A 24,131-nucleotide genomic window follows, 5' to 3' on the forward strand; every position below is an offset into this window, starting at 1 on the left:
GGCGAGGCGTCGCAGCCCCGCCCCCGGAAGCGTGTCAGCCGATGGTCTTCTCGAGGTCGGCGACCATCTTGGTCCAGGTCCCCTTCGGGTCCGCACCCTTGATGACCTGCACCTGAGCGGCGTTCCAGAGGTCCCAGACCGAACCCATCTCAGGGATGCTCGGCATGGGCACACCGTTCTTCGCCGAGGCGGCGAAACCGGCGATCACGGGGTCGGACGAGACCTCCTCGGCCAGGTCGGACCAGGCCGGGATGCGGGGGTCCGCCTCATAGAGGGCCTTCTGCGCCTCGTAGGTCGCGAGGTACTTGGTGACGAACTCCTGCGCAACGAGGGCGTTCGCACTCTCGGCGCTGATGTAGAAGCCCTGCACGCCGACGAACGGGGATGCCGTCTCGCCCCCGGCCGACGGGATCGGGTTGACCTTGATCTTCGCGCCCTGATCGGTCAGCGCCTTGACGGCCCAGGGACCCTGGATCGTGTACGCGGCCTTGCCCGAGGCGAACAGCTCGTTGTTGGTGTCGTAGTCGATCGTGGTCGAGATCTCGCCCGAGCCCTTTTCGCCGTGCTCGCCGAGCCACGTGGCGAATGCGGTACCGGGCTCGCCGCCCATGCCGACGTCCTTCGTGTAGGACCCGGAGGAGTCCTGCACGAACACCGGCGCACCGAACGAGGTCTGGAGCCCGTACATCGTGTACGCGTCGCCCTTTGAGCTCTCCGTGTTGATGACGAACGGACGCTCGGCGCCCGACTTGGTGCCCGCCGCGATCATGTCGTCGAAGGTCGCGGGTGCGTCCTCGCCGACGAGGTCGGTGTTCTGGACGAGCGCGACGCTCTCGAGCGAGTAGGGCAGACCGTAGGTCTGGCCGTCGTACGTGAACGCGTCGGTCGCGACCTTCTCGAACTTGGAGGCGTTCTCGCCGAGGTCGACGGTCGCCACGACACCCGCCTGCACGAAACCGCCGAGCCAGTCGTGCGCGCCGATCGTGATGTCGGGCCCCTTGCCCGTGGGCACCTGGTTGGTGAAGTCGTTGCGGATGTCGCCGAAGTTCTTCTGGACGAGATCGATCTTCGCGCCGGTCTCCTCCTCGAACGTCTTCGCGGCGGCCTTAATGGCGGGCTCGCGGTTCTCGTCGGTCCAGACGGTGAGGGTCACGCCGCTTGCGTCGATCGGAGCCGCTGACTCCGACTGTGCCGGGGTGGTGGTGCTGCTGCCGCCGGCGCAACCGGCCAGCAGGAGGGAGCCCGCCGCCAATGCGGCGATGCCGATACCCATCTTGCGCATGGATCTTCCTTCCGGGTGTGGTCGATCCGGCGGGCCTCTGGCGAGGTCGCGCCGTCACGACCGGTGTGTGATCGTCGCGGCCGGGTGGCTGCGACGGCTTTTCTCTCAGTGCGTTCGACGGTGTCCCGTCGCGAGTCGATCGGTCATCGATCGCCCCGGTGGGCTGTGTGCGCCAGGCGGACGACGGCGACGTCGCCTCCTGCCAGCACCAGCGTGTCCCGGACGTCGGCCTGCGTGAGCAGGTCGGTTCCGGTGGTCGTGAGCGACACCTGTTCGGTGCCGTGGTTGATCGCGACGAGGTAGTCGGAGTCGGCTCCTCGGCGCACGATCGTCTCCACGCCGTCAGGCGTGCCGGGCACGTCGACACCCGCGTCGGCGTAGACCTCGCGCATGATCGCGCGGAGGCCGTCGGCATCCGGTCGGGTGCTGATGTACCAGCCGACACCGTCACCGTGGGCGTTCCGCGTCACGGCGGGACGGCCCTCGGCAGGCCCGGCGGTGTAGGTCGCGCGGACGTCGGCGGTGGTGACGACGAGATCCTCCTGCCAGATGTCGGCAGCGAAGACGTGATCGTCGACGCGGATGCCGGTGACGTGTCCCTCGCGCAGGGGCAGGTGCTCCTCGACGCGGACGCCCAGAGCGTCCGCGAGCACGGCGCCGTAGCCGCCGGGGTGGACGGCGTCGTTCTCGTCGACGACGGCGGAAAAGAACGACACGACGAGCGTCCCGCCCTGGGAGACATAGGCGGTGAGGTTCGCGGCATCCGCTGCGGTCAGCAGGTACTGCGACGGGACGACGACGAGACGGTAGCGCGAGAGGTCGTGCCCGGGGAGGGCGAAGTCGACGGTGATGTCGTCGCGCCAGAGCCGCTCGTAGAAAGCCCTGATGCGCTCGTCGTGGCTGACATCCTCGGACGGGCGCCACTCGAGGTCCTGCGCCCAGAACGACTCGAAGTCCCACAGGACGGCGACGTCGGCCTCGACGCGCGAGCCCTGTACCTCGGCCAGACGGCCAAGCTTCGCTCCGAGGTCCACGACCTCGCGGAAGACACGCGACTCGGTACCGGCGTGCGGCAGCATCGCGGAGTGGAACTTCTCGGCGCCGGAGCGTCCCGCGCGCCACTGGAAGAAGAGGATGCCGTCGGCTCCGCGCCCGAGGTGGCTCAGCGAGTTCCGGGTCATCTCACCGGGGCGCTTCGCGACGTTCCGCGGCTGCCAGTTGACGGCGGAGGTGGAGTGCTCCATGAGGATCCAGGGCTTGCCGGCTCCGACGGAGCGGCTGAGATCGGCGGCGATCGCGAGGCCGATCTCGCCCTCCTCGTCGGCCGCCCACAGGTAGTGGTCGTCCGAGACGATGTCGACCTCGTCCGCCCAGGCCCAGAGGTCGACGCCATGGTGCTGGTTGGCCATGAAGTTCGTCGTGATGGGCTGCGAGGCGTGCTCACGGATCGCGGCCTTCTCGATGCGGAAGCACTCCCGCAGCATCTCGTCCGTGAACCGCGCCCAATCGAGCTTCTGCGCGGGGTTGATGGTCGACGGGGCGGCGGCGGGTGCGCCGACGTGGTCCCACTCCTCGTAGTGCTGCCCCCAGAACGCGGTGCCCCAGGCGGCGTTGAGGCCGGCGATCTCGCCGTACTTCGCCTGCAGCCAGAGACGCCAGGCCCGGACGGAGTGCGGGGAGAAGTCCTCGCCGACGGGCACGCCGTACTCGTTGTGGATGTGCCACAGCACGACGGCCGGGTGATCGCCGTAGCGCTCGGCGAGAGCGCCGGCGATGCGGGCGATCGCTGCGCGGTACTCGGGCGCCGAGTGCGAGACCATGCCGCGGGCGCCGAAGCCCATCGGCACGCCGTCCTTCGTGACGGTGCGGGCCTCGGGGTACTGCGCGAAGAACCACGCCGGGGGAGAGGCGGTCGGGGTGCCGAGGTCGACGGCGATGCCGTTCTCGTGGAGGAGGGCGATGATGTCGTCGAGCCACGCGAAGTCGAACTCGCCCTCGCGGATCTCGAGGAGACCCCACGAGAAGATGCCGATGCTCACCATCGTGACGCCGGCGTCGCGCATGAGCCGCACGTCCTCGTCCCACACCTCGCGGGGCCACTGCTCCGGGTTGTAGTCACCGCCGTAGGCGATGCCGTCCAGATGCGGCCAAGCGGGGGTCGTCATGGTGCGAGAGCCATCCTCATCGATCGGGCTCCGTCCCCGTCGCGCCTCCGAGAGGCGACTGGGACCGGTAACAGGTTCGTCACGGAGTCTATGCGGGATGCCGCGCCCCAACCGGCCCTCGTTACCGGATTGTGACCGGTCCCAGTCCCCGTCCGGGCGGAGGGCGCCCGGGGTATAGAGTCGGCGCGTGGTCCTCCCCTCCGAGCGCAGGCGTCCCACCATCCGCGATGTCGCGGAGGTCGCGGGCGTCTCGCACGGCACCGTCTCGCGGGTCATCAACGGCGGTCGCTGGGTGTCGGAGGAGTCCCGTCTCGCGGTCGAGGCCGCCATCCAGGCCACGGGCTACACCGTCAGTCATGCCGCGCGGGCCCTCGCCACGGGCCGGGCGAACTCGGTCGCGTTCCTCCTGACGGAGCCGCAGCACCTCCTGTTCGCCGACCCCACCTTCGCGCTGCTGCTGCGCGGCGCGACCGAAGCCCTCGCCGCTCGCGACATGACCCTCGTGCTGCTCATCGCGGAGCATCCCTCGCAGTACGCCAACATCGAGCGGTACGTCCGCGCGGGGCACGTCGACGGCGTGCTCCTCATCTCGTCGCACGAGTCCAACCCGCTCCTCGCCTCCCTGACGGCGGCCGGGGTGCCGACGGTGTGCTCGGGGGTCCCGCTCGGGGACCGTGCCCACGTCCCGACGGTGTCGGTCGACGAGGAGGGGTCGGCACGGGAGATGACCCGCCACCTCCTCGACCGCGGATACGAGCGCATCGCCGTCATCACGGGACCCGACGACACTCCGGGCGGTCGCTACCGGCTGGTGGGGTTCCGCGAGGAGATGGGCGAGAAATTCGACCCGGCCCTCGTGGAGCAGGACGTCTACTCCAGCGTCGCAGGCGAGGCCGCCATGACCCGTCTCCTCGGGCGCGCTCCCGACATCGACGCGGTGTTCGCGGCGTCCGACGTCATGGCCGTGGGCGCGATCGCCGCTCTCCGCAAGGCCGGACGGCGCGTACCCGAGGACGTCGCGGTCGCGGGATTCGACGACTCGGGACTCGCGGCGACGACCGACCCGCCGCTGACCACGATGCGTCAGCCGTGGACCGAGATCTCGCGCCGGATGGTCGAGGTGCTCCTCGACGTCGTCGACGGGGGCGCCGGCGGATCGATCGTGCTGCCCACGACGCTCGTGCCGCGCGCGAGCGCCTGAGCCTCTGAGGGCGAGCACCCGTCATGAACGACGGCGGGTGCCGCGCCGCCCGTAGAATCTCCAGGTGACTTCCGGCGGCTCCTTCTACATCACCACCCCCATCTACTACCCGAGCGATCTGCCCCACATCGGGCACGGGTACACGTCGGTGGCGGTGGACGCTCTCGCGCGCTGGCACCGCCAGTCGGGGGACGACACCTGGATGCTCACCGGCACCGACGAGCACGGGCAGAAGATGCTCCGCGCCGCGACCGCGAACGGTGTCACGCCGCAGCAGTGGGTCGACAAGCTCGTCGAGGAGTCGTGGTTCCCGCTCCTGCGGACCCTCGACGTCGCCAACGACGACTTCATCCGCACGACGCAGCCCCGCCACGAGGAGCGCGTGAAGACCTTCGTCCAGGCGCTCTACGACAGCGGCTACATCTACGCGGGGGAGTACGAGGCGCTGTACTGCGTCGGCTGCGAGGAGTTCAAGCCCGAGGCCGAGATCGTCGACGGCACCGGACCGTTCGAGGGCCTCAAGGTGTGCGCGATCCACTCGAAGCCGCTCGAGCTCCTGCAGGAGAAGAACTACTTCTTCAAGCTCAGCGAGTTCCAGGACCGGCTCCTCGAGCTCTACAAGACACAGCCCGACTTCGTGCGCCCGGACTCGGCGCGCAACGAGGTCGTCTCGTTCGTCCGATCGGGCCTCAAGGACCTGTCGATCTCGCGCTCCGCGTTCGACTGGGGCATCCGCGTGCCGTGGGACGACTCGCACGTCATCTACGTGTGGGTCGACGCGCTGCTGAACTACGCGACCGCCGTCGGGTACGGCGACGACCCCGAGCAGTTCGAGCGCCGCTGGCCGGCCTACCATGTGGTCGGCAAGGACATCCTGCGCTTCCACGCCGTCATCTGGCCCGCCATGCTGATGGCCGCAGGGCTCGACGTCCCGAAGGGGATCTTCGCGCACGGCTGGCTGCTCGTCGGCGGCGAGAAGATGTCGAAGTCGAAGCTCACGGGCATCGCGCCGACCGAGATCACCGACGTCTTCGGATCGGATGCGTACCGCTACTACTTCCTCTCGGCGATCGCCTTCGGCCAGGACGGCTCGTTCTCGTGGGAGGACCTCTCGGCGCGCTATCAGGCCGAGCTCGCGAACGGATTCGGCAACCTCGCCTCGCGCACCGTCGCCATGATCGGCCGGTACTTCGACGGCGTCGTGCCGACCGCCGGCGAGCCCACCGAGATCGACCTTCGGGTGCAGCGGACGGTGGCGGAAGCCGCGACCGCTGCGGATGCCGCGATGACCGCGTTCCGCCCCGACGAGGCCATCGCCGCCATCTGGCGGATCGTCGACGACCTCAACGGGTACATCACCGAGAACGAGCCGTGGGCGCTCGCCAAGGACGAGGCGAAGCGCGAACGGCTGTCGACCGTGCTCTACACGGCCGCCGAAGGGCTCCGCGCGCTCGCGGTCCTGCTGTCGCCGGTCATGCCGCAGTCGACCACGACGCTCTGGGACGCCCTGGGCGCCCCCGGCGAGCTCACCGCGCAGCCGCTCCGCGAGGCGGGCACGTGGGGCCAGCTCCCCGCGGGCAGCCGGGTGAAGACCCTCGCGCCGCTGTTCCCGCGCGTCGAGCAGACGGCATGACGACCGACCCCACCGACCCGAGCGGCTACGTCCGCCAGCGCGAGCAATCCGCCCGGGACGTGCGCTGGCCGGACGCCCCCGAGCCCCTTCCGGTCGCCGTCTACGACAACCACGCGCACCTCGAGATCGAAGACGGCGACGAGCCGCGCGGTCTCGACGAGCAGCTCTCCCGCGCGGCCGCGGTCGGCGTGATCGGCGTGGTCCAGGCGGGCGGCGACATCGACTCCTCCCGCTGGTCCGCGTGGGCCGCGGCATCCCACCCCGCCGTGCTCGCCGCGGTCGCCATCCACCCCAACGAAGCGCCCGCCTACAAGCAGGCCGGCCGTCTCGACGAGGCGATCGCCGTCATCGACGAGCTCGCGGCCCAGCCGCGCGTGCGGGCCGTGGGGGAGACGGGGCTCGACTTCTTCCGGACGGACGAGAGCGGCATCCCCGCGCAGATCGAGAGCTTCGAGGCGCACATCGACATCGCCAAGCGCCACGGCATCGCGATGCAGATCCACGACCGCGACGCCCACGGGGCGGTCCTCGAGACCCTCGAGCGCGTCGGCGCCCCGGAGCGGACCGTCTTCCACTGCTTCTCGGGCGACGCCGACATGGCGCGCTACAGCGCCGAGCGCGGGTACTGGCTGAGCTTCGCCGGCAACGTGACGTTCAAGAATGCTCAGAACCTCCGCGACGCCCTTGCGGTGACCCCGCGCGAGCGGATCCTGGTCGAGACCGACGCGCCCTTCCTGACGCCGACGCCCCACCGCGGACGCCCCAACGCGCCGTACCTGGTGCCTGTCACGGTGCGCTTCATGGCGGCCGAGCTGGGGATGCCGGTCGACGAGTTCTGCGCGCAGCTCGCGCAGAACACGCTCGAGGTCTACGGGGCTTTCAGCGACTGAGCCCGCTTCGGCCGAGGCTTCCGCCTCGAGTCGATCGTGAGGGGCGGCCGCGTCGTCGACCCCGGCACGAGTTCCCAGGGCAGGTCGACGACCCGTGGTGCGTCGTCGAGGAGCGCCGCGGGCAACGTCTCGAACATCGCCTCGGCGGCGAGGTCCGGGCGGATGCAGACGTGCGTCACGCCGAGCCTGCGGTTGACCGCGCAGTCGGTCGTGCAGAGGGCGACGAGCTGCACGTCGCGGGGGATGACGAGGCGCATCTCCTCGAGCTGCAGGTAGACGTCGGGGCCGTCCTCCGCGCCCGCGAAGATCGCGTCGGCGCCGTCGGCGAGGGCGTCCGTGAGCAGGCGCGGGAGAGTGCGGCGGGACGCATCCACCGCCCGGACGAGGGGCTCGCGCCCGCGGACCGAGCTCCAGATCTCGTAGGCGGCCCGGCCGATCTCGTCTCGAGGCTGTCGGCCGTCCTCGGTGAGGAAGACGATGCGCTGGGCGCCCGCCCGTTCGAGCTCGTCGAGCCCCGCCCGGACGGCCGCGTCGTAGCCCGTGCGGATGCTGAGCCCCCGCGAGCCGTCGACGAACTGGTCGTCCGCGACGATCGGGATGCCGCGGGCGATCGCCGCGTGCAGCAGGGGCTGGTTGCCGCGGGCGTCGGGGACGTAGAGCGCGTCGAGGGTCGTCCCCGAGATGAGGTCGGGGTTCGAGTCCGAGAGGACTGTGACCGTGAACCCGTGCTCCGCTGAGGCGCGGACGAGCGAGATGAGCTTGCGGGCACGCTGGAGCTCGCCGCGTCGATCGCTCTCAGGGTCGTCGACCATGACGAAACCGACGGTCATGGTCCGCCCGCTCCGGAGTGCGGCCGCGTGACGGTTCGGGACGTAGCCGAGTTCGGCGGCGAGCGCCTTGATCCGCTCGCGCGTCTCGGGGCGCATGCTGCCGCGGTCGTTGAGCGCCTGGCTGATGGCCGCCGTCGACACGCCGGCGGCGCGCGCGATGTCCTTCAGCGTGACGCTCGGACTCACGGCTGTTCGCCCTCGTCCGGGGAGATGCCCTCGCGGGTGCCCGGCAGCACCGTGCGGATCGCGTCGGCCCAGTCGGCACCCGCCCCCGACGACGCGAGCGTGTGACCGCGGGCGATGAGCTGGTGGAGGAGGACGCCGGAGAAGTGGCGGAGCGCCGTCTCCACCTCGGGGGAGTCGCCGCGGCGACGGGCTCGGGTGAGTTCCTCGTCGAGGACACCGTGGACGAATCCGCGGAGGTCGACGACCGACGGCGCGACCTCGTGGACCCGTCGGGCCGCGGCGTGGCGCTGAGCCGCGGCCTGGACGATCTCGCGCGCCTGAACGACGGTCTCGGCCTCGTCGACGGGCGCGTGCAGGCGGATCGTCTCGAGGTCGAGGAGCTCGACACCGGGCAGGAGCGCCACCTCGGGATCGACGTTGCGGGGGAGGCCGAGGTCGATGACGACCTGCGCCGCCGTGCTGCCGGCGCGGGCGGTCGCGTGCGAGAAGGCCTCGAGGGCGAACGTGTCGGTCGTCGCGGTGCAGGTCACGACGACATCGGCGGCGGCGGCCTCGGCCGCGTAGTCGTCGACGCTCACGTGGACGAGGTGCTCGCGGTTCGCGAAGCGCTGACGACCCGACCGGGAGTGGACGCGGATGTCGGTGGCCCCGACCGCGCGGAGGGCGGCGAGTGCAGCGGCGGCGTAACGACCCGTGCCGACGAGCAGGACGCGGGCGGTGTCCCAGTCGACGCGGGAGCTCACCAGGTCGACCGCGAGACGGACGAGCGAGCGGCCGGATTCACCCAGCCGCGTCGTGTTCTTCACGGCGCGGGATGTCTCGGTGGCGCGCTGGAAGAGGTGCTCGAGGGGAGCGGTGGTCAGTCCGCGCCCGCGGGCCGCCTCGAGCGCGCGGCGCACCTGGCCGGCGATCTCGTCCTCGCCGACGGCGACCGAGTCGAGGCCGGAGGCGACGGTGAAGAGGTGATGGGCGACCTGATTGCCGTGTGCGAAGTCGACGTTCTCGCGGAGAGCCCGGTAGTCCATGTCGGCGGCGCCGGCGATGGCCTCCATCGCGGCATCCATCGCGGGGACGGGGGAGGCGAGGTCGGGCTCCTCGGCGAGGTCGAAGTAGGCCTCGAAGCGGTTGCAGGTGGCGAGGACCACGGCGCCGCGCACCGAGTCGTGGACCGCGGACAGACGCTCTGCGAGGTCGTCGCCGACCGTCGAGAGCCGCTCGAGCGAGTCGAACGGTGTGGAGCGCTGATGCGCGGTCAGGCAGACGAGCACGGTGCGGAGAACCCCCTTGGATCGCGACTAGTATATCGATTAACCGATTCGAGGAGTTCATCATTCCCGGCCTCAGCCACCCCCTCGTCGCCGCACGCACCCGCGAGTCGCGGCTCGTCCGCGCACTTCTGGGCGACCGCCCCGACATCACCCCCGTCTGGTTCATGCGCCAGGCGGGTCGTTCGTTGCCGGAGTACCGTGCGCTGCGGTCGCAGGGGACGATGATCGAGGCCTGCCTCGACCCCGCCCTGGCGAGTGAGATCACGATGCAGCCGGTCCGCCGTCACGGCGTCGACGCGGCCATCTTCTTCAGCGACATCATCGTGCCGCTCGCTCTCCTGGGCATCGACGTCGAGATCGCCGCGGGCCGCGGCCCCGTCTTCTCCCAGCCGCTGCGGACCGCCGCCGACATCGCCCGCACCACGGCGATCGATCCGGCGCTCGTGACCGAGCGCGGTGAGGCGATCGCGGATGCCGTGGGCCGGACGACCGCCATGCTCGCCGAACTCTCCGAAGAGCGCGGTGAGCCGTTGCCGCTCATCGGGTTCGCCGGGGCCCCGTTCACCCTCGCCGCCTACCTCGTCGAGGGCGGTCCGTCGAAGGATCACCTCGCGGCCCGGCGCCTCATCCACGAGGACCCGGCCGCATGGCGGGACCTCACGATGTGGCTCGCCGAGGTCACCGGCCGCTTCCTCGCCCTTCAGATCGAGGCGGGCGCGAGCGCGGGCCAGCTGTTCGACTCGTGGGCGGGTGGGCTGAACCCCGACGACTACCGCGCATCGGTGCTCCCGGCATCCGTCGCCGCGCTGCAGCACGCGCGATCGCTCCCGCTCCCCGAGGGCGTCGATCGCCTGCCGCTCGTGCATTTCGGCGTCGGCACCGGCGAGATCCTCGCCGACATGGCCACCCCCGACATCGACGCGCTCGGCGTGGACTACCGGGTCCGCCTCGCCGACGCGCGTCAGCGCATCGGGCGCGACCTGACCTTGCAGGGCAACCTCGATCCCGCGCTGCTGTTCGCCCCCGAGGCCGTGCGGACGGCGGAGGTCCACCGCATCCTCGAGGACGGCCTCGCCGCGCGCGCACACGTCTTCAACCTGGGTCACGGCGTCCCCATGGAGGCCGACCCCGATGCGATCTCGGCGGTGGTGCGGACGGTCCACGACTGGCGGGCGCCGTGACCCACGAGGCGACCCACGACGTGATCATCGTGGGTGGCGGTATCGCCGGTCTGACGATCGCGTGGGAGCTCGCGCGGGCCGGTCGTGACGTCGTCCTCCTCGAAGCATCCGACGACGCCGGGGGGATGCTGCGCCGCGGCGCGGCCGCGGGCCTCGAGGTCGACCTCGGCGCCGAATCCTTTGCCACACGCACGACGGGCGTCGCCGATCTCGTCGCCGACGCGCGGCTGCCCGTGCAGCTGGTCGAACCCGCCCCCGGGGGAGCGCACGTCGCTTTCCGCCGCCGGTCCGGCCGGGTGGACCGCGCGCCGCTGCCGCGTCGGGCGCTCGTGGGCATGCCCGCGGAGCCTCTCGCGGCCGACGTCGTGCGCATCCTCGGTCGTCGCGGTGCCCGACGGGCGGCCCAGGAGCGCCTCCTGCCGATGCCCGTCGGCGCCGAACCGTCGCTCGCCGAGCTCACGACCAGCCGCTTCGGCGCACGTGTCACGGCGAGTTTGGTCGAGCCGCTGTGTCGGAGCGTCTACTCGCAGAGCGCGGAGTCCGTCCGGCTGTCCTCGCTTCACCCCGTGCTGTGGGAGAAGGCGCAGGCCGCCGGTTCGCTGACCGCCGCCGTCGATGCGCTCGCGCCCGCCGTCCGTGCGGGGTCGGCCGTCCGCGGGGTCGAGGGTGGCCTGTGGCGTCTCGCCGCCGAGCTCGAGGCGGTGGCGCTCCGCGCGGGCGCGGTCATCCGCACGGGGACGCCGGTGCGTGCTGTGACCGCGACCTCCGTCGACCTCGGCCACGAGACCCTGTCGGCCGCCTCCGTGGTGATCGCGACCGGGCCGACCGCCGCCGCCGAACTCCTGGGCGTCGACGTCGCACTGGCGCCGCCCGTCGGGCTCGTCGTCGCCGAGGTTGCCTCGGACGGGTTCGACGCCTTCCCCGTCGGGTCGGGCGTGATCGCGGCCCCCGACGTCGACTGCGCCGCGAAGGCCCTGACCCACGTCGACGCGAAGTGGCAATGGGCCGCCGCAGCGCTCCCCGCCGGGTCTCACCTCGTGCGGCTGTCCGCTCGCGAGGGCCGTCACGACGAACTGACGGATGCCGCCGGTGCCGCCGCCGCGATCCGCACCCTGACCGGGGTCAGGGTCTCGCCGGGGGACGTCCGCCGTGTCGTCCCCGTCTCGTGGCCCGACGCCGTCGCGACACCGCCCGTCCGCCAGGCGGTCGCCGCTGCGGCGGCGGAGCGCGGCATCCGTCTCGCGGGAGCCATCGCGGCCGGGACCGGGCTCGCCTCGGTCATCCCGCACGCGCGCGCCCTCGCCTGCGGCCTCACCACCCCTCCCACCCCCTCCGAAGGAGTACGTCATGTCCACTGACGAGACGCCTGATCCCGGCCTCGGCTACACCCTGTTCGCGATCCTCGCGGGACCGCGTCCGCGCATCGGCACACCGACGGCGGGCGACCTCGACGCGCTGCGCGCCGTCGCGGACGGGCTCGCTCCGGACGGCGTGACCCTGCGCGGGCTCTACGACGTGACCGGCATGCGGGCCGAAGCCGACCTGATGGTCTGGCTGCACGGCGAGGACCCCGCCGCCCTCCAGAAGGCGCTCCGGCAGCTGCGTCGGACCGCCGTCCTCGCCTCCTTCACGAACGTGTGGAGTGCGATGGGCGTGCACCGCGAGGCCGAGTTCAACAAGCGCCACGTCCCCGGGTACCTCCGCGGCGAGCACGCGCGCGGGTGGCTCTGCCTCTACCCCTTCGTCCGCAGCTACGAGTGGTACCTGCTCCCCGAGGAGGACCGTTCGCGCATGCTGGCCGAGCACGGCCGCAAGGGCGCCGTCTTCCGCGACGTCGTCGCGAACACGGTGTCGACGTTCGGGCTCAGCGACTACGAGTGGCTGCTGCCGCTCGAGAGCGACGACCCGATCAGCCTCGTCGACATGATGCGCGAGCTCCGGGCCACCGACGCGCGACGTCACGTCCGCGAAGAGGTGCCGTTCTACACCGGGCGGCGCGTGGAGATCGACGAACTGGCGGAGGTCCTGTCATGAGTGCAGAGAACATCGGATCCGTGAACCCAGAGTTCCGTCCCAAGCCGCCGCGCGCGAGCGGCGTGGTCATCGCAGAGGGCGCCGTCATCCCCAACGCGACCGAGGGCGCGCGGGCGGGCGATCCGCACGCCACGATCCCCGTCGACTACGACGGGATCCTGCTGCTGGGCTTCGGCGGACCAGAGGGACAGGACGACGTCATCCCGTTCCTCCGCAACGTCACGGCGGGCCGCGGCATCCCGGACGAGCGTCTCGAGGAGGTCGCGCACCACTACCGCCACTTCGGCGGGGTGTCGCCGATCAACGAGCACAACCGCGAGCTGAAGGCGGCGCTCGATGCCGAACTCGCGGCCCGCGGACTCGACCTGCCCGTCTACTGGGGCAACCGCAACTGGATGCCGTACGTCACCGACGCGATCGACGCCGCCGTCGCCGACGGGCGGCGGAAGCTCCTCGCCATCGCCACGAGCGCCTACAGCTCGTACTCCTCGTGCCGGCAGTACCGCGAGGACCTCGCGGACGCCGTCGAGGCCACCGGGCATCAGACCGACGTGCAGATCGACAAGGTGCGCCAGTTCTTCGACCACCCCGGCTTCGTCGCGCCCTTCGTCGACGGGATCCGAGCGGGCATCGCCGAGCTCGCCGAGCGCGGCATCACCGACCTTGCGAACGAGGTCGAGATCCTGTTCTCGACCCATTCGATCCCGACCTCCGACGCCGACCGCTCGGGCCCGCCCGAGCGCGGTTTCGGCCCGGGCGGCGCGTACGTCGCTCAGCACCTGGCCGTCGGCGAGGAGATCGTCTCCCGGCTCGGGTTCCCCGGCGCCTGGCAGCTCGTCTTCCAGAGCCGGTCCGGCCCGCCGCAGGTGCCGTGGCTCGAGCCCGACATCAACGACGCGATGCAGGACCTGCCGGATCGTGGTCGAAAGGCCGTCCTCATCGTTCCGCTCGGGTTCGTGAGCGACCACATGGAGGTCATGTGGGACCTCGACACCGAGGCGATGGAGACCGCGGAGGAGCTCGGCCTCGTCGCCGTCCGCACCGCGACCCCGAGCACCCACCCCACCTACGTCGCCGGTCTCGTCGACCTCGTCGAGGAGCGCCTCGCGGGCACGCCCGCGGCCGAGCGCCCCGCCGTGACGGACCTCGGTCCCTGGTACGACGTCTGCCGTCCCGGCTGCTGCGAGAACAAGCGCCTCGGCTTCCAGCCGGCGCTGTCGGGCGTGGCGCCGTGACCCTGCGCCTGGGGACCCGGGCGAGCCTGCTGGCCACGACCCAGTCGCAGCACGTGGCGGATGCCGTGGCCGCGGCATCCGGTCGAGACGTCGAACTCGTCCCCATCACCAGCGAGGGCGACGTCCTCACGGGGCCGCTCGCGCAGATGGGCGGCACGGGTGTCTTCGCCACGGCCCTTCGCGACGCGCTGCTGCGGGACGAGTGCGACTTCCTCGTGCACTCGATGAAGGACCTGCCGACGGCGCCGTTCCCCGGCATCGTCGTGGGCGCCGTGCCGGTCCGCGCCTCGCAGCGCGACGTCCTGCACTCCCGCGACGGGCTGTCGCTCGACGAGCTGCCCGCCGGCGCCCGCGTCGGCACCGGCTCGCCGCGCCGCGTCGCCCAGGTGCTCGCCCGGCGCCCGGACCTCGTGGTCGAGGGCATCCGCGGCAACGTCGACAGCCGCCTGCGCAAGGTCGCCGACGGCCAGTACGACGCGATCGTCCTCGCCGAGGCCGGCCTTCGCCGCATCGGCCGCGACGCCGCCATCACGCAGGTGCTCGACTGGCCGACGTCCGCCGCGCAGGGTGCGCTGGCCGTCGAGATCCGCGACGGGGATGCCGCCGTCGCCGACGCCGTGCGCCTCATCGAGGACGCCGACACGGCCCTCGCCGCGAACCTCGAACGCGCCGTGCTGCGCCGGCTCGAGGCCGGCTGCGCCGCCCCCGTCGCGATCGACGCAGAGCATCACGGCGACACCGTGACACTGATCGCGCACGTCTACGCCGAGGACGGCCGCCGCTCGGTCGCCGCCTCGCGGCTCCTCGATCCGGACGTCGACGTCGATGCGGCTGCGGCCGACGTCGTCGCCGAGCTGCTCGAGGGCGGTGCCGCCGACCTCGCCGACCTGGCCGGGTCGTCCCGATGACCGGCGGCCTGCACGGCGCTCGCGTCCTGGTGCCTCGCGCCGGGGCGTGGGGGGAACGCGTCCGCGTCGACCTGCACGCCCGGGGCGCGGAGGCCGTCGTCGCCCCTCTCATCTCGTCGGCGCCGCCGCGCGACACGGCCGCCCGCGACCGCGCGTTCACAGCCCTCGCCGACGGTGCCTACGCGTGGCTGTTCGTCACGAGCGCCGCGAGCGTCGAGCAGCTCCGCCAGCACGCCGTCGCGATCCCCGCGACGACCCGCATCGCCGCCGTCGGTCGTGCGACGGCCCGCGCCGTCGCCGACGCGGGCTGGGAGGTCGACTTCGTCCCCGCCGGCGCCTCCTCGGCGACCGCCCTGGTGACACAGTGGTGCGCCGATCGGACCCCGTCGACGACGGGCCGCGCGCTCGTCGTCCGGAGCGATCTCGCGCAGGCCGTCGTGAGCGACGAGCTCGACGTCCGCGGGTTCGGCGTCGACGTCTGCATCGCCTACCGCACGGTCGGGGTCGACCTCGACCCCGCCGTCGCCGACGGGCTCCGCTCCGGCGAGATCGATGTCGTGCTCCTCACCTCGTTGAGCGTCGGCCGTGAGCTCCGGAGGCAGGTCGGGACCCTCCCGGCATCCACCCTCGTCGCCTCGATCGGTCCCGGCACGACCCGCGACGCCACGGCCCTCGGTTTCACCGTCGGTCACACCGCCCAGAGCCAGAGCATCGACGCGTTGATCGCCGAGCTCGACGCCCGCGTCCCCTCGGAGAAGTCCTCATGACCTCGTTCCCCACCCGCCGCCTCCGCCGCCTGCGCGGCACCCCCGCGCTCCGCCGTCTCGCCGCCGAGCATCACCTCGTCCCCTCGCAGCTCGTGCTGCCGGTGTTCGTGAAGGAGGGCATCGACTCCTCGCAGCCCATCTCGAGCATGCCCGGCGTGTCGCAGCATCCGCTCGACGCGATCGCCGACGTCGTCGACGAGGCGGCCGCAGCCGGCATAGGCGGGATCATGCTCTTCGGCGTGCCCGCCATGCGCGACGCGGTCGGCAGCGGCGCGACCGACCCCGACGGCATCCTGAACCGGGCAATCGCCGTCGCGGCGCGCGCCGCCGCGGGCCGTCTCACCGTGCAGGCCGACCTGTGCCTCGACGAGTTCACCGACCACGGACACTGCGGCCTGCTCGCCGCCGACGGCTCGGTCGACAACGACGCGACCCTCGAGGTCTACGCCGAGATGGGCGTCGCGCAGGCCCGCGCCGGCGCCGACGTGCTCGGCCTCTCGGGGATGATGGACGGCCAGGTCGCTGCGGTCCGCGCAGGACTGGATGCCGCCGGCTTCGCCCACGTCGCGATCCTCGCCTACTCCGCGAAGTACGCCTCCGCCTTCTACGGCCCCTTCCGCGACGCCGTCGAGTCGACGCTGCAGGGCGACCGCCGGACGTACCAGATGGACCCCGCGAACGCGCGGGAGGGCGTCGAGGAGGCTCTCGTCGACATCGCCGAGGGCGCCGACGTCGTCATGGTCAAGCCCGCCATGCCGTACCTCGACGTGCTCGCCCGCGTCTCGGACCGCTCGAACGTGCCGGTGTGGGCGTACCAGGTGTCGGGGGAGTACGCGATGATCGAGCACGCCGCCGCGGCGGGCCTCATCGACCGCGAGCGGGCCATCGGCGAGAGCCTGCTGGGTATCCGCCGGGCCGGCGCCGACGTCATCCTCACCTACTGGGCCGTCGAGGTCGCGCACTGGCTGCGCGCCGGGAAGGAACTCGCATGAGCCGCAACCAGGAGCTGTTCGACCGTGCTCGCGGGGTGATCCCCGGGGGTGTCGACTCACCCGTCCGCGCCTACGGGTCCGTCGGCGGGACGCCGCGGTTCATGGTGTCCGCGCAAGGCGCCTATGTGACGGATGCCGATGGCCGCGACTACGTCGACCTCGTCGCCAGCTGGGGGCCCGCCCTCCTCGGCCACTCGCACCCCGCCGTGGTCGACGCCGTCGTCGAGGCCGCCCGCCGCGGACTCTCGTTCGGCGCGCCGACGGCCGCCGAGACCGAGCTCGCCGAGGAGATCCGCACGCGCGTCCCCGCCGCGGAGAAGATCCGCCTCGTCTCGACCGGCACCGAGGCGACGATGACGGCGATCCGCCTCGCGCGCGCCGCGACCGGCCGCGACCTGCTCGTCAAGTTCGCCGGGCACTACCACGGTCACTCCGACGGCCTGCTCGCGCAGGCCGGCTCGGGTCTCGCGACCCTCGCCCTGCCCGGATCGGCGGGCGTCCCGGCGGCCATCGCGGCGCAGACGCTCGTCATCGGCTACAACGACCGCGCCGCCGTCGAGGAGGTCTTCCGCGCTCACGAAGGCCGGATCGCCGCGATCATCACCGAGGCCGCCGGCGCCAACATGGGCGTCGTGCCCCCGGCATCCGGATTCACGGCGTTCCTGTCGGAGATCGCGCACCGCAACGGGGCGCTCCTCATCAGCGACGAGGTGCTCACCGGCTTCCGGTCCTCGCGCTCGGGCTACGCCGGTGTGCTGGATGCGGCGGGGGAGCACATCGTCCCCGACCTCATCGCCTTCGGCAAGGTCATCGGCGGCGGGCTCCCCGTCGCCGCCGTCGCCGGTCGCGCGGACATCATGGACCTCCTCGCCCCGACCGGTCCGGTGTACCAGGCCGGCACGCTGTCGGGGAACCCGGTCGCCGTCGCCGCGGGACTCGCGACCCTGACGCACGCCGACGACGCGGTGTACCGCACGCTCGACTCCGTCGCGCACACCGTCGCGGACGCGGCATCCGCTGCGCTGACGGATGCCGGGGTACCGCACGTCGTGCAGTGGGCGGGGACCCTGTTCAGCATCTTCTTCGGCGAGTCCGTCGTGAACGGCGTGCCCGACTACGCGACGGCGACGTCGCAGGATGCCGACGCCTACGGACGGTTCTTCCACGCGATGCTCGAGGGCGGCGTCTCGCTGCCGCCGTCGGCCTTCGAAGCGTGGTTCGTCACGGCCGCGCACGACGACGCGGCGATCGGCCGGATCCTCGACGCGCTGCCCGCCGCCGCGAAGGCCGCGCGCGGCTGAGGACGCGGGGCTAGGGTGAGCCGCATGCCTCGTCGCCTGCTGTTCGCCCTGCCCGCGGCCCTCGTGGCGATCGGACTTTCGGGGTGCGGCGCGGCGGCTGCGGCGACGCCCGCCGAGATCGCCGAACGGGTCTCGCACCTCGGTGTCGACCCCGCGCTCGTGGTGACGACGACGATCGAGGGATACGACCTGGCGCCGCAGTCCGTGAACGAGACGGACGAGGGCGGCATGACCGCGACGTGGGCGAAGCCCGGCACGGGCGACATGATCACCGTGCGCACCGATCCGGGGGAGATGGATGCCGACGGCTGCGCCGCTCAGCAGTTGTGGGGCGGCGGCGAGGCCGCCTGCATTCAGGACGGCGCGACGTGGCACCGGTCGGCCGGGGGGATCGACGAGTTCGCCGTCGTCCAGGAGGGCCGAACGGTGGTGATTGTCGGCGGCGACGGCCTCGGCGCACCTCGGGATGATCTGGAAGAGGCCGCCGCGGGCCTGCGGGCTCCGACCGTCGCGGAGGTCGATCGGATGTTCGCCGAGGTGCAACGACGCCATGATCGCGGCGGACCCGTCGAGCGCGGCGACATTCCGGAGGACGGGGACGGCGCTCCCGTCGACCCGGGTGGCGAGGGCGGCTGAGCCGCCGATCATCAGGAAGCGCGGACGGCGGCGGGGTCCGGGGAGCCCGGCAACTAGGCTGGAACCCATGCCCGTCACCCTCCTCGGAGCCGCCGAGATCCGCGCCCTCGCCGCCGACCTCGACGTCACCCCCACCAAGAAGCTCGGGCAGAACTTCGTCGTCGACGCCAACACGGTCCGCAAGATCGTCACGGCCGCGCGCGTGACCTCGGCCGACCGCGTCGTCGAGGTGGGGCCGGGTCTCGGCTCGCTGACCCTCGCCATCCTCGAGACCGGCGCCCCGGTCACCGCCGTCGAGATCGACCACCGCCTCGCCGAGCGCCTGCCCGCCACCGCCGCGGCGCACGGCGTCCCCGACGGCGCGCTGACCGTCGTCGCGCAGGATGCCCTTCGCGTGAGCGAGCTCCCGGGCGACCCCGACGTCCTCGTCGCGAACCTGCCGTACAACGTCAGCGTTCCGGTGCTCCTGCACTTCATGGAGCACTTCCCGACCATCCAGCGCGGCGTCGTCATGGTGCAGGCCGAGGTCGGCGAACGCCTCGCGGCCCCGTCCGGTTCGAAGGTCTACGGCGCCCCGAGCGTCAAGGCCGCCTGGTACGGCACCTGGCGCCTCGCCGGCACCGTCTCCCGTCAGGTCTTCTGGCCGGTCCCCAACGTCGACAGCGTCCTCGTGGGCTTCGAACGGGATGCCGCGGCCCGCGGCACCGAAGAGGAGCGCCTCCGCACCTTCGCGATCGTCGACGCGGCGTTCCAACAGCGGCGCAAGATGCTCCGCCAGGCCCTGTCCGCCGTCCTCGGCGGGTCGTCCGCCGCGGCCAGCGAGGTACTCGAACGCGCCGGCGTGGCGCCTACCGCGCGCGGCGAGGAACTCACGATCGAGGACTTCGTCCGCATCGCCCGCGCGTGAGCCCTCGGCATCCGTCATCTGCTCGCGAGGCGACACCCACACCCGTTCTCGCAGACTTCGCGCGTCATTCACCCCGTGTTCCCGAAACATGCCGGTAACATTTCAGAGCACGGCGGGGGCACCCGAGCTCTCGCACTGACGGAAGAAGTGACCATGCGCCGCGCCGAGCATCCGGCCGCCGAACGGATCCTGCTCCACCTGAGTGACACGCATCTGCGTGGCCCGGGACCTCGCCTGTTCGAGAGCGTCGACGGGGAGGCATCGCTGACCGCCGCGCTCGACGCCATCGAAACCAGCGGCATCGCTCCCGACGCGATCGTCTTCACGGGGGACCTCGTCGATCTCGGCGAGGCCGCTGCGTACGACGCGATCCGCGCCCTCGTCGAGCCGTTCGCCGAGCGGCTCGACGCACGGCTCTTGTGGGTCATGGGCAACCACGACGACCGCGGCGCCTTCCGCGAGCACCTGCTCGACCAGACGCCCGCCGATCCGACGGCACCCTACGACCGGGTCGACGAGCTCGACGGGCTCCGCATCGTCACCCTCGACACGAGCGTGCCCGGGCACCACCACGGCGAGCTCTCCGACGCCCAGCTCGCGTGGCTGCGCGGCGTGCTCGCGACGCCCGCGCCGCTCGGCACGGTCCTCGCGATGCACCACCCGCCGGTCCCGAGCGTCCTCCCGCTCGCGGCGAGCGTCGAGTTGCGCGACCAGAACCGGCTGGCGGACGTCCTGCGCGGCACGGACGTCCGCGCGATCATCGCCGGGCACCTGCACTACTCGACGTTCGCGACGTTCGCGGGGATCCCCGTGTCCGTCGCATCGTCTACCTGCTACGCGCAGGATCTGACCGTCCCCGTCGGCGGTTCGCGTCCGCAGGACGGCGCGCAGGCGTACAACCTCGTGCACGTCTACGACGACACGGTCGTCCACTCGGTCGTGCCGATCGACGTGCCGCGGCCGCTGGAGTACATCGACCCCGCCGAGGCTCAGCGACGCCTGCGCGAGGCGGGCGTCACCGGCTCCGTCACGCGTGCAGCTCGACCGGGCGTGCCGGCGCTGCACTGACCGCAGGGTCCTCCCAGGGCGCGCGGACCGGGAAGAGCCGCTCGAGCAGACCCGTCACCGCGCGCACGCGCACCGCTTCGGGCACCTCGAGGTCGCCGCCGTCGTTGAGGCAGAACATGTCCACGTCCCCGCGCTCGGCGAGGCGCTCCATCCGTCGCAGCGACGCGGCCTGCGTCGTCTGGAAGTACCGCACACGCGGCGCGGTCGACGCGATCGCACGGCCCGTGAACTGCGCGTAGTAGTGGTACAGGCAGTTGGTCACCGACACGTCGGTCGCGGAGCGGAAGCGGGATGCCGCGGTGCGCCGGATCTCTTCGGGGAACTCCTGCTCGAGCTCGAACATCACCGAGCGGCGCAGCGGTGCCGCGCAGTGCTCGAGGTCGCGGACGATCGTGCGTCCGAAGCGCTCCTTGAGGAGTTCGCGGTTGAGGCGCAGCGCGTTGTCGTGACCGCTCCGTGCGACGCGGCGGGGCCCGGTGCCGATGCGGACGTCGCACTCGACGAACGACGAGACGCCAGCGGGGGAGAAGAACAGCTCGGGCGACAGCGGGCGGCCGAAGAACATGTCGTCGTTCGAGTACAGGAAGTGCTCCGACAGCCCTTCGATGCGGTGCAGCTGCGCCTCGACGGCGTGCGAGTTGTGCGTGGGGAGCACCGAGGTGTCCTCGAAGAACTCCTCGCTCCGGACGATCGTCACCTTCGGGTGGTCGAGCAGCCACGCGGGGGCGGGGGAATCGGTCGCGATGAAGATGCGTCGCACCCACGGCGCGTACATGTGGACGCTGCGCAGGGCGTACCGCAGCTCGTCGACGTGGCGGTACCGGGCGGGCCCGTCGTCGCCGTCGCCGACGACGTACTCCGACAGCTGGGCCGCGCGCTGGCGCTGGAACTCGGACGACGATCCGTCGACCCAGGAGAAGACCATGTCGATCTCGTGGGTGACCTCGCCCGGGTGGGGGTCGAACATCCCGTGCAGCGTCTGCCACGTGCGGCCGTAGCGCAGGGCGGTCGCGGGCTCGACGTCCTCCGCCGCGAAGGCGCGCCGGGTGAGGTCGTTGGCGTGCGGAGCCTCGACGAGCTCCTCGCCGAAGCGCCAGAACTCGACCCGAACGCCGTGGCCGGCGCCGTAGCGCAGCTCGCCGGCGATACGCGGACGGAACACGCGCAGCGACGACGGGCCCGACCCGCGCAGGCGCAGCTCGCCGAAGGGCACGGGCGTGCCGCCCTTGGCCTTCGCGTACAGCGGTTCGGTGACGGCTTGGTCCGTCAGTGCCGCGAGGGCGCGGTCGCGGTGAGCGAGGTCGACGACGAGACCGGGGACGGCGCGGGAGTGACGGATGAGGAGGTGCGGGATGCCGGCATCCGACAACGCATCGGCGATCAGCAGCAGATCGTCGATGCGAGCCTGTTCGGGAGTGGTGTCGTCATGGCGCAGATGAAGCATGCCTCCGACGAGGACGATGTCCTCGCGTTCGAGGAGTGCGGTCCAGGAACCACCCTCGGACGGCAGTGCAGTCAGTCGCGCCATATGTTCTCCTTGTTGTGCATATTCGGTCGAGCAAGAGTAAGTGGCGGTCGTTTCGCCGACGTTTCGGGTGTCCGGCATCGCTAGCCTGGGGTGATGACCGATTACGCGGACCGTTTCCCCTCGTCGCGCAATGGCGACACCCACCGCCCCTATCAGGCGGCGTCCTCCCGCTACGATGCGGGGGCCTTCCGCCAGGTCGGCTCGAGCGGCCTGTATCTGCCGGCGATCTCGCTGGGACTCTGGTGGAACTTCGGGGACAACATCCCCTTCGACAACCAGCGTACTCTGCTCCGGCACGCCTTCGACCGGGGCGTCACCCACTTCGACCTCGCGAACAACTACGGCCCGCCGTTCGGCTCGGCCGAGACGAACTTCGGCCGCATGATGCGCGAGGACTTCGCACCGTACCGCGACGAGCTGATCATCTCCTCCAAGGCCGGCTACGACATGTGGCCCGGCCCCTACGGCAACTACGGTTCGCGGAAGTACCTCATCGCGAGCGCCGAGCAGTCGCTGACGCGCATGAGCGTCGACTACGTCGACATCTTCTACTCGCACCGCGCCGACCCCGTGACGCCGATCGAGGAGACCATCGGCGCCCTCGACACCCTGGTCCGCCAGGGCAAGGCCCTCTACGTCGGCATCTCCTCCTACAGTGCGGAGCGCACCGAAGAGGCCGTCGCCGTGGCCAAGAGCCTCGGCACGCCGCTCATCATCCACCAGCCCTCGTACTCGATCCTCAACCGCTGGGTCGAGGACGGCCTGACGGACTCGCTCAAGACGGCCGGCATGGGCGCCATCGCGTTCACCCCGCTCGCGCAGGGCCTGCTCACCGACAAGTACCTCGGCGACGGCCGCGCCGAACGCGCCCAGAGCCGCTTCTCGCTGCCCGACGGTCAGCTGAACCAGAAGGCGCTCGACACGTTGCGGTCGCTCAACGGCATCGCTCAGCAGCGCGGCCAGACCCTCGCGCAGATGGCCATCCAGTGGGTCCTGCGCGATGAGGTGGTGACCTCTGCGCTCATCGGCGCCTCGCGCCCCGAGCAGCTCGATCAGAACCTCGCCGCCGTCGACGGTGCGCCGTTCGACGACGACGAGCTCGCCCGCATCGACGAACTGTCGGGCGCGATCGACGTCGACCTGTGGGCCGATTCGGCCAACGCGTGAGTCTGTCCCTCGATACGTCCCGGCGCGTGCACGTGCGCGCGCCGGGCAAGCTCAACCTCTTCTTCGAGGTGGGCCCCGTCGGCGACGACGGCTACCACGACGTCGCCTCCGTCTACCAGGCGGTCTCGCTGTTCGAGGATGTCTGGGCGTCGCATGCCGACGTCACGAGTCTCTCCGTGAGCGGCGACGTCGACGTATCGGGCGTCCCGCTCGACGAGTCGAACCTCGCGCTCCGCGCGGCGCGCCTCGTGACGGACGCCGTCGGGTGGGAGGGCGGCATCCGTCTCGAGATCCACAAGGGCGTACCGGTTGCCGGCGGCATGGGAGGCGGGTCGGCCGATGCTGCCGCTGCTCTCGTCGCGGTGAACGAGCTCGTCGACGGGGGGCTCAGCTCGACCGAACTGCACGCGCTGGGCGCTCAGCTCGGCGCGGACGTCCCGTTCGCCCTGCTCGGCGGCACCGCGGTCGGGACGGGGCGCGGCGACGAGCTCGCCCCCGCCCTGGGGCGCGGGTTCTTCGCGTGGGTGCTGGTGGCCGACGGCGGCGGACTTTCGACGCCCGAGGTCTACGGGACGCTCGATCGCCTCCGCTCCGAGGCCGACATCGCCCCCGACCGTGCCCTGCCGTCGGTCGACCCCGCGGTCCTCCGAGCGCTGCGCTCAGGGGATGCCGCGGCGCTGGGAACCGCGATCCGCAACGATCTGCAGCTCGCCGCCGTCCACCTGCGACCCGACCTCGCCGTCCTCCTGGACGAGGGGCTGGACGCCGGTGCGCTGGGCGGGCTGGTGTCGGGTTCCGGGCCGACCACGGCCTTCCTCGCCGCGGACTCGGAGCACGCGAAGCGGATCGCCGAGCAGCTCGCGGCGCGAGGCCACGAGGTCCACGCGGTGACGGGTCCCGTCGCCGGCGCGCGCGTGGTCTGACCTCGCCCGTGTCGGCACGTCCCCCTAGC

The 24,131-nt window shown here is 71.8% G+C and carries 21 protein-coding genes; 16 read left to right on the plus strand and 5 right to left on the minus strand.

Annotation, left to right across the window (positions count from 1 at the left end; all coding sequences use genetic code 11):
* Positions 1-34: 34 nt before the first annotated feature.
* Both H286_RS0102735 and H286_RS0102740 read right to left on the minus strand, forming a co-directional pair.
* Positions 35-1,282, minus strand: coding sequence for a sugar ABC transporter substrate-binding protein (locus H286_RS0102735; RefSeq protein WP_018188395.1), 1,248 nt, complete (start codon positions 1,280-1,282; stop codon positions 35-37).
* 143 nt (positions 1,283-1,425) lie between these two features.
* Positions 1,426-3,447 (minus strand): beta-galactosidase, encoded by a 2,022-nt coding sequence (locus H286_RS0102740; RefSeq protein ID WP_018188394.1) that lies wholly within the window; start codon positions 3,445-3,447, stop codon positions 1,426-1,428.
* 187 nt (positions 3,448-3,634) lie between these two features.
* Between H286_RS0102740 and H286_RS0102745 the strand changes: the two genes are divergently transcribed.
* The 3 genes from H286_RS0102745 to H286_RS0102755 all read left to right on the plus strand — a co-directional run bounded on the left by H286_RS0102745 (position 3,635) and on the right by H286_RS0102755 (position 7,171).
* On the plus strand, positions 3,635-4,648 hold the full coding sequence (locus H286_RS0102745) for a LacI family DNA-binding transcriptional regulator (protein ID WP_018188393.1): 1,014 nt from the start codon (positions 3,635-3,637) through the stop codon (positions 4,646-4,648).
* A 64-nt stretch (positions 4,649-4,712) separates the two neighbouring features.
* Complete coding sequence (gene metG, locus H286_RS0102750; RefSeq protein ID WP_020097016.1) at positions 4,713-6,281, plus strand: methionine--tRNA ligase; 1,569 nt, start codon at positions 4,713-4,715, stop codon at positions 6,279-6,281.
* Positions 6,278-7,171: a TatD family hydrolase gene (locus tag H286_RS0102755; protein WP_020097017.1), complete on the plus strand. Its 894-nt coding sequence runs from the start codon at positions 6,278-6,280 to the stop codon at positions 7,169-7,171. Before metG ends, H286_RS0102755 begins: the two co-directional genes overlap by 4 nt.
* On the opposite strand, the gene H286_RS0102760 is transcribed toward H286_RS0102755, so the two are convergent.
* Both H286_RS0102760 and H286_RS0102765 read right to left on the minus strand, forming a co-directional pair.
* Entirely contained in the window at positions 7,150-8,187 is a 1,038-nt protein-coding gene (locus tag H286_RS0102760) for a LacI family DNA-binding transcriptional regulator (protein WP_020097018.1), read from the minus strand. The genes H286_RS0102755 and H286_RS0102760 overlap by 22 nt on opposite strands.
* A complete protein-coding gene (locus tag H286_RS0102765) occupies positions 8,184-9,455 on the minus strand; it encodes a glutamyl-tRNA reductase (protein WP_020097019.1) in 1,272 nt (423 codons plus the stop codon). Before H286_RS0102765 ends, H286_RS0102760 begins: the two co-directional genes overlap by 4 nt.
* 59 nt (positions 9,456-9,514) lie before the next feature.
* On the opposite strand from H286_RS0102765, the gene hemE reads away from it, so the two are divergent.
* The 11 genes from hemE (at position 9,515) to H286_RS0102820 (ending at position 20,484) form a co-directional block, all read left to right on the plus strand.
* Complete coding sequence (gene hemE / locus H286_RS0102770; RefSeq protein ID WP_442852494.1) at positions 9,515-10,636, plus strand: uroporphyrinogen decarboxylase; 1,122 nt, start codon at positions 9,515-9,517, stop codon at positions 10,634-10,636.
* A complete protein-coding gene (locus H286_RS0102775; RefSeq protein WP_020097021.1) occupies positions 10,633-11,994 on the plus strand; it encodes a protoporphyrinogen/coproporphyrinogen oxidase in 1,362 nt (453 codons plus the stop codon). Before hemE ends, H286_RS0102775 begins: the two co-directional genes overlap by 4 nt.
* The gene (gene hemQ, locus H286_RS0102780) at positions 11,984-12,670 is read left to right on the plus strand and encodes a hydrogen peroxide-dependent heme synthase (protein WP_018188386.1); all 687 of its coding nucleotides are present in this window, start codon (positions 11,984-11,986) and stop codon (positions 12,668-12,670) included. The genes H286_RS0102775 and hemQ overlap by 11 nt, the downstream gene beginning before the upstream one ends.
* Positions 12,667-13,905 (plus strand): ferrochelatase, encoded by a 1,239-nt coding sequence (locus tag H286_RS0102785; protein ID WP_020097022.1) that lies wholly within the window; start codon positions 12,667-12,669, stop codon positions 13,903-13,905. The genes hemQ and H286_RS0102785 overlap by 4 nt, the downstream gene beginning before the upstream one ends.
* Positions 13,902-14,813: a hydroxymethylbilane synthase gene (gene hemC / locus H286_RS0102790; protein WP_020097023.1), complete on the plus strand. Its 912-nt coding sequence runs from the start codon at positions 13,902-13,904 to the stop codon at positions 14,811-14,813. Before H286_RS0102785 ends, hemC begins: the two co-directional genes overlap by 4 nt.
* Entirely contained in the window at positions 14,810-15,580 is a 771-nt protein-coding gene (locus H286_RS0102795; protein WP_020097024.1) for a uroporphyrinogen-III synthase, read from the plus strand. The genes hemC and H286_RS0102795 overlap by 4 nt, the downstream gene beginning before the upstream one ends.
* Positions 15,577-16,572, plus strand: a complete 996-nt coding sequence (hemB, locus tag H286_RS0102800) for a porphobilinogen synthase (RefSeq protein WP_020097025.1) — start codon at positions 15,577-15,579, stop codon at positions 16,570-16,572. Before H286_RS0102795 ends, hemB begins: the two co-directional genes overlap by 4 nt.
* Positions 16,569-17,873: a glutamate-1-semialdehyde 2,1-aminomutase gene (hemL, locus tag H286_RS0102805; RefSeq protein WP_020097026.1), complete on the plus strand. Its 1,305-nt coding sequence runs from the start codon at positions 16,569-16,571 to the stop codon at positions 17,871-17,873. The genes hemB and hemL overlap by 4 nt, the downstream gene beginning before the upstream one ends.
* A 24-nt stretch (positions 17,874-17,897) precedes the next feature.
* Complete coding sequence (locus tag H286_RS0102810) at positions 17,898-18,509, plus strand: hypothetical protein (RefSeq protein WP_020097027.1); 612 nt, start codon at positions 17,898-17,900, stop codon at positions 18,507-18,509.
* A 67-nt stretch (positions 18,510-18,576) separates the two neighbouring features.
* Entirely contained in the window at positions 18,577-19,416 is an 840-nt protein-coding gene (gene rsmA / locus H286_RS0102815) for a 16S rRNA (adenine(1518)-N(6)/adenine(1519)-N(6))-dimethyltransferase RsmA (protein WP_020097028.1), read from the plus strand.
* Positions 19,417-19,569: 153 nt separating this feature from the next.
* The gene (locus H286_RS0102820; RefSeq protein ID WP_028497371.1) at positions 19,570-20,484 is read left to right on the plus strand and encodes a phosphodiesterase; all 915 of its coding nucleotides are present in this window, start codon (positions 19,570-19,572) and stop codon (positions 20,482-20,484) included.
* Here H286_RS0102820 and H286_RS0102825 read toward each other — a convergent pair.
* Positions 20,444-22,012, minus strand: coding sequence for a stealth conserved region 3 domain-containing protein (locus H286_RS0102825; RefSeq protein ID WP_020097030.1), 1,569 nt, complete (start codon positions 22,010-22,012; stop codon positions 20,444-20,446). The genes H286_RS0102820 and H286_RS0102825 overlap by 41 nt on opposite strands.
* A 93-nt stretch (positions 22,013-22,105) precedes the next feature.
* On the opposite strand from H286_RS0102825, the gene mgrA reads away from it, so the two are divergent.
* Both mgrA and H286_RS0102835 read left to right on the plus strand, forming a co-directional pair.
* The gene (gene mgrA / locus H286_RS0102830; protein WP_020097031.1) at positions 22,106-23,179 is read left to right on the plus strand and encodes an L-glyceraldehyde 3-phosphate reductase; all 1,074 of its coding nucleotides are present in this window, start codon (positions 22,106-22,108) and stop codon (positions 23,177-23,179) included.
* Positions 23,176-24,102 (plus strand): 4-(cytidine 5'-diphospho)-2-C-methyl-D-erythritol kinase, encoded by a 927-nt coding sequence (locus H286_RS0102835; protein ID WP_018188375.1) that lies wholly within the window; start codon positions 23,176-23,178, stop codon positions 24,100-24,102. The genes mgrA and H286_RS0102835 overlap by 4 nt, the downstream gene beginning before the upstream one ends.
* Positions 24,103-24,131: the final 29 nt, after the last annotated feature.

It is taken from the genome of Microbacterium sp. 11MF (genome assembly GCF_000383475.1).
Classification (GTDB): domain Bacteria; phylum Actinomycetota; class Actinomycetes; order Actinomycetales; family Microbacteriaceae; genus Microbacterium; species Microbacterium aquilitoris.

Excerpts from the sequence above, each read along its gene's own strand:
- H286_RS0102735 (WP_018188395.1), bottom strand. The coding sequence starts at position 1,282 with ATGCGCAAGATGGGTATCGGCATCGCCGCATTGGCGGCGGGCTCCCTC.
- H286_RS0102740 (WP_018188394.1), bottom strand. The coding sequence starts at position 3,447 with ATGACGACCCCCGCTTGGCCGCATCTGGACGGCATCGCCTACGGCGGT.
- H286_RS0102755 (WP_020097017.1), top strand. The coding sequence starts at position 6,278 with ATGACGACCGACCCCACCGACCCGAGCGGCTACGTCCGCCAGCGCGAG.
- hemQ (WP_018188386.1), top strand. The coding sequence starts at position 11,984 with ATGTCCACTGACGAGACGCCTGATCCCGGCCTCGGCTACACCCTGTTC.
- H286_RS0102785 (WP_020097022.1), top strand. The coding sequence starts at position 12,667 with ATGAGTGCAGAGAACATCGGATCCGTGAACCCAGAGTTCCGTCCCAAG.
- H286_RS0102795 (WP_020097024.1), top strand. The coding sequence starts at position 14,810 with ATGACCGGCGGCCTGCACGGCGCTCGCGTCCTGGTGCCTCGCGCCGGG.
- hemB (WP_020097025.1), top strand. The coding sequence starts at position 15,577 with ATGACCTCGTTCCCCACCCGCCGCCTCCGCCGCCTGCGCGGCACCCCC.
- hemL (WP_020097026.1), top strand. The coding sequence starts at position 16,569 with ATGAGCCGCAACCAGGAGCTGTTCGACCGTGCTCGCGGGGTGATCCCC.
- H286_RS0102810 (WP_020097027.1), top strand. The coding sequence starts at position 17,898 with ATGCCTCGTCGCCTGCTGTTCGCCCTGCCCGCGGCCCTCGTGGCGATC.
- rsmA (WP_020097028.1), top strand. The coding sequence starts at position 18,577 with ATGCCCGTCACCCTCCTCGGAGCCGCCGAGATCCGCGCCCTCGCCGCC.
- H286_RS0102820 (WP_028497371.1), top strand. The coding sequence starts at position 19,570 with ATGCGCCGCGCCGAGCATCCGGCCGCCGAACGGATCCTGCTCCACCTG.
- H286_RS0102825 (WP_020097030.1), bottom strand. The coding sequence starts at position 22,012 with ATGGCGCGACTGACTGCACTGCCGTCCGAGGGTGGTTCCTGGACCGCA.
- mgrA (WP_020097031.1), top strand. The coding sequence starts at position 22,106 with ATGACCGATTACGCGGACCGTTTCCCCTCGTCGCGCAATGGCGACACC.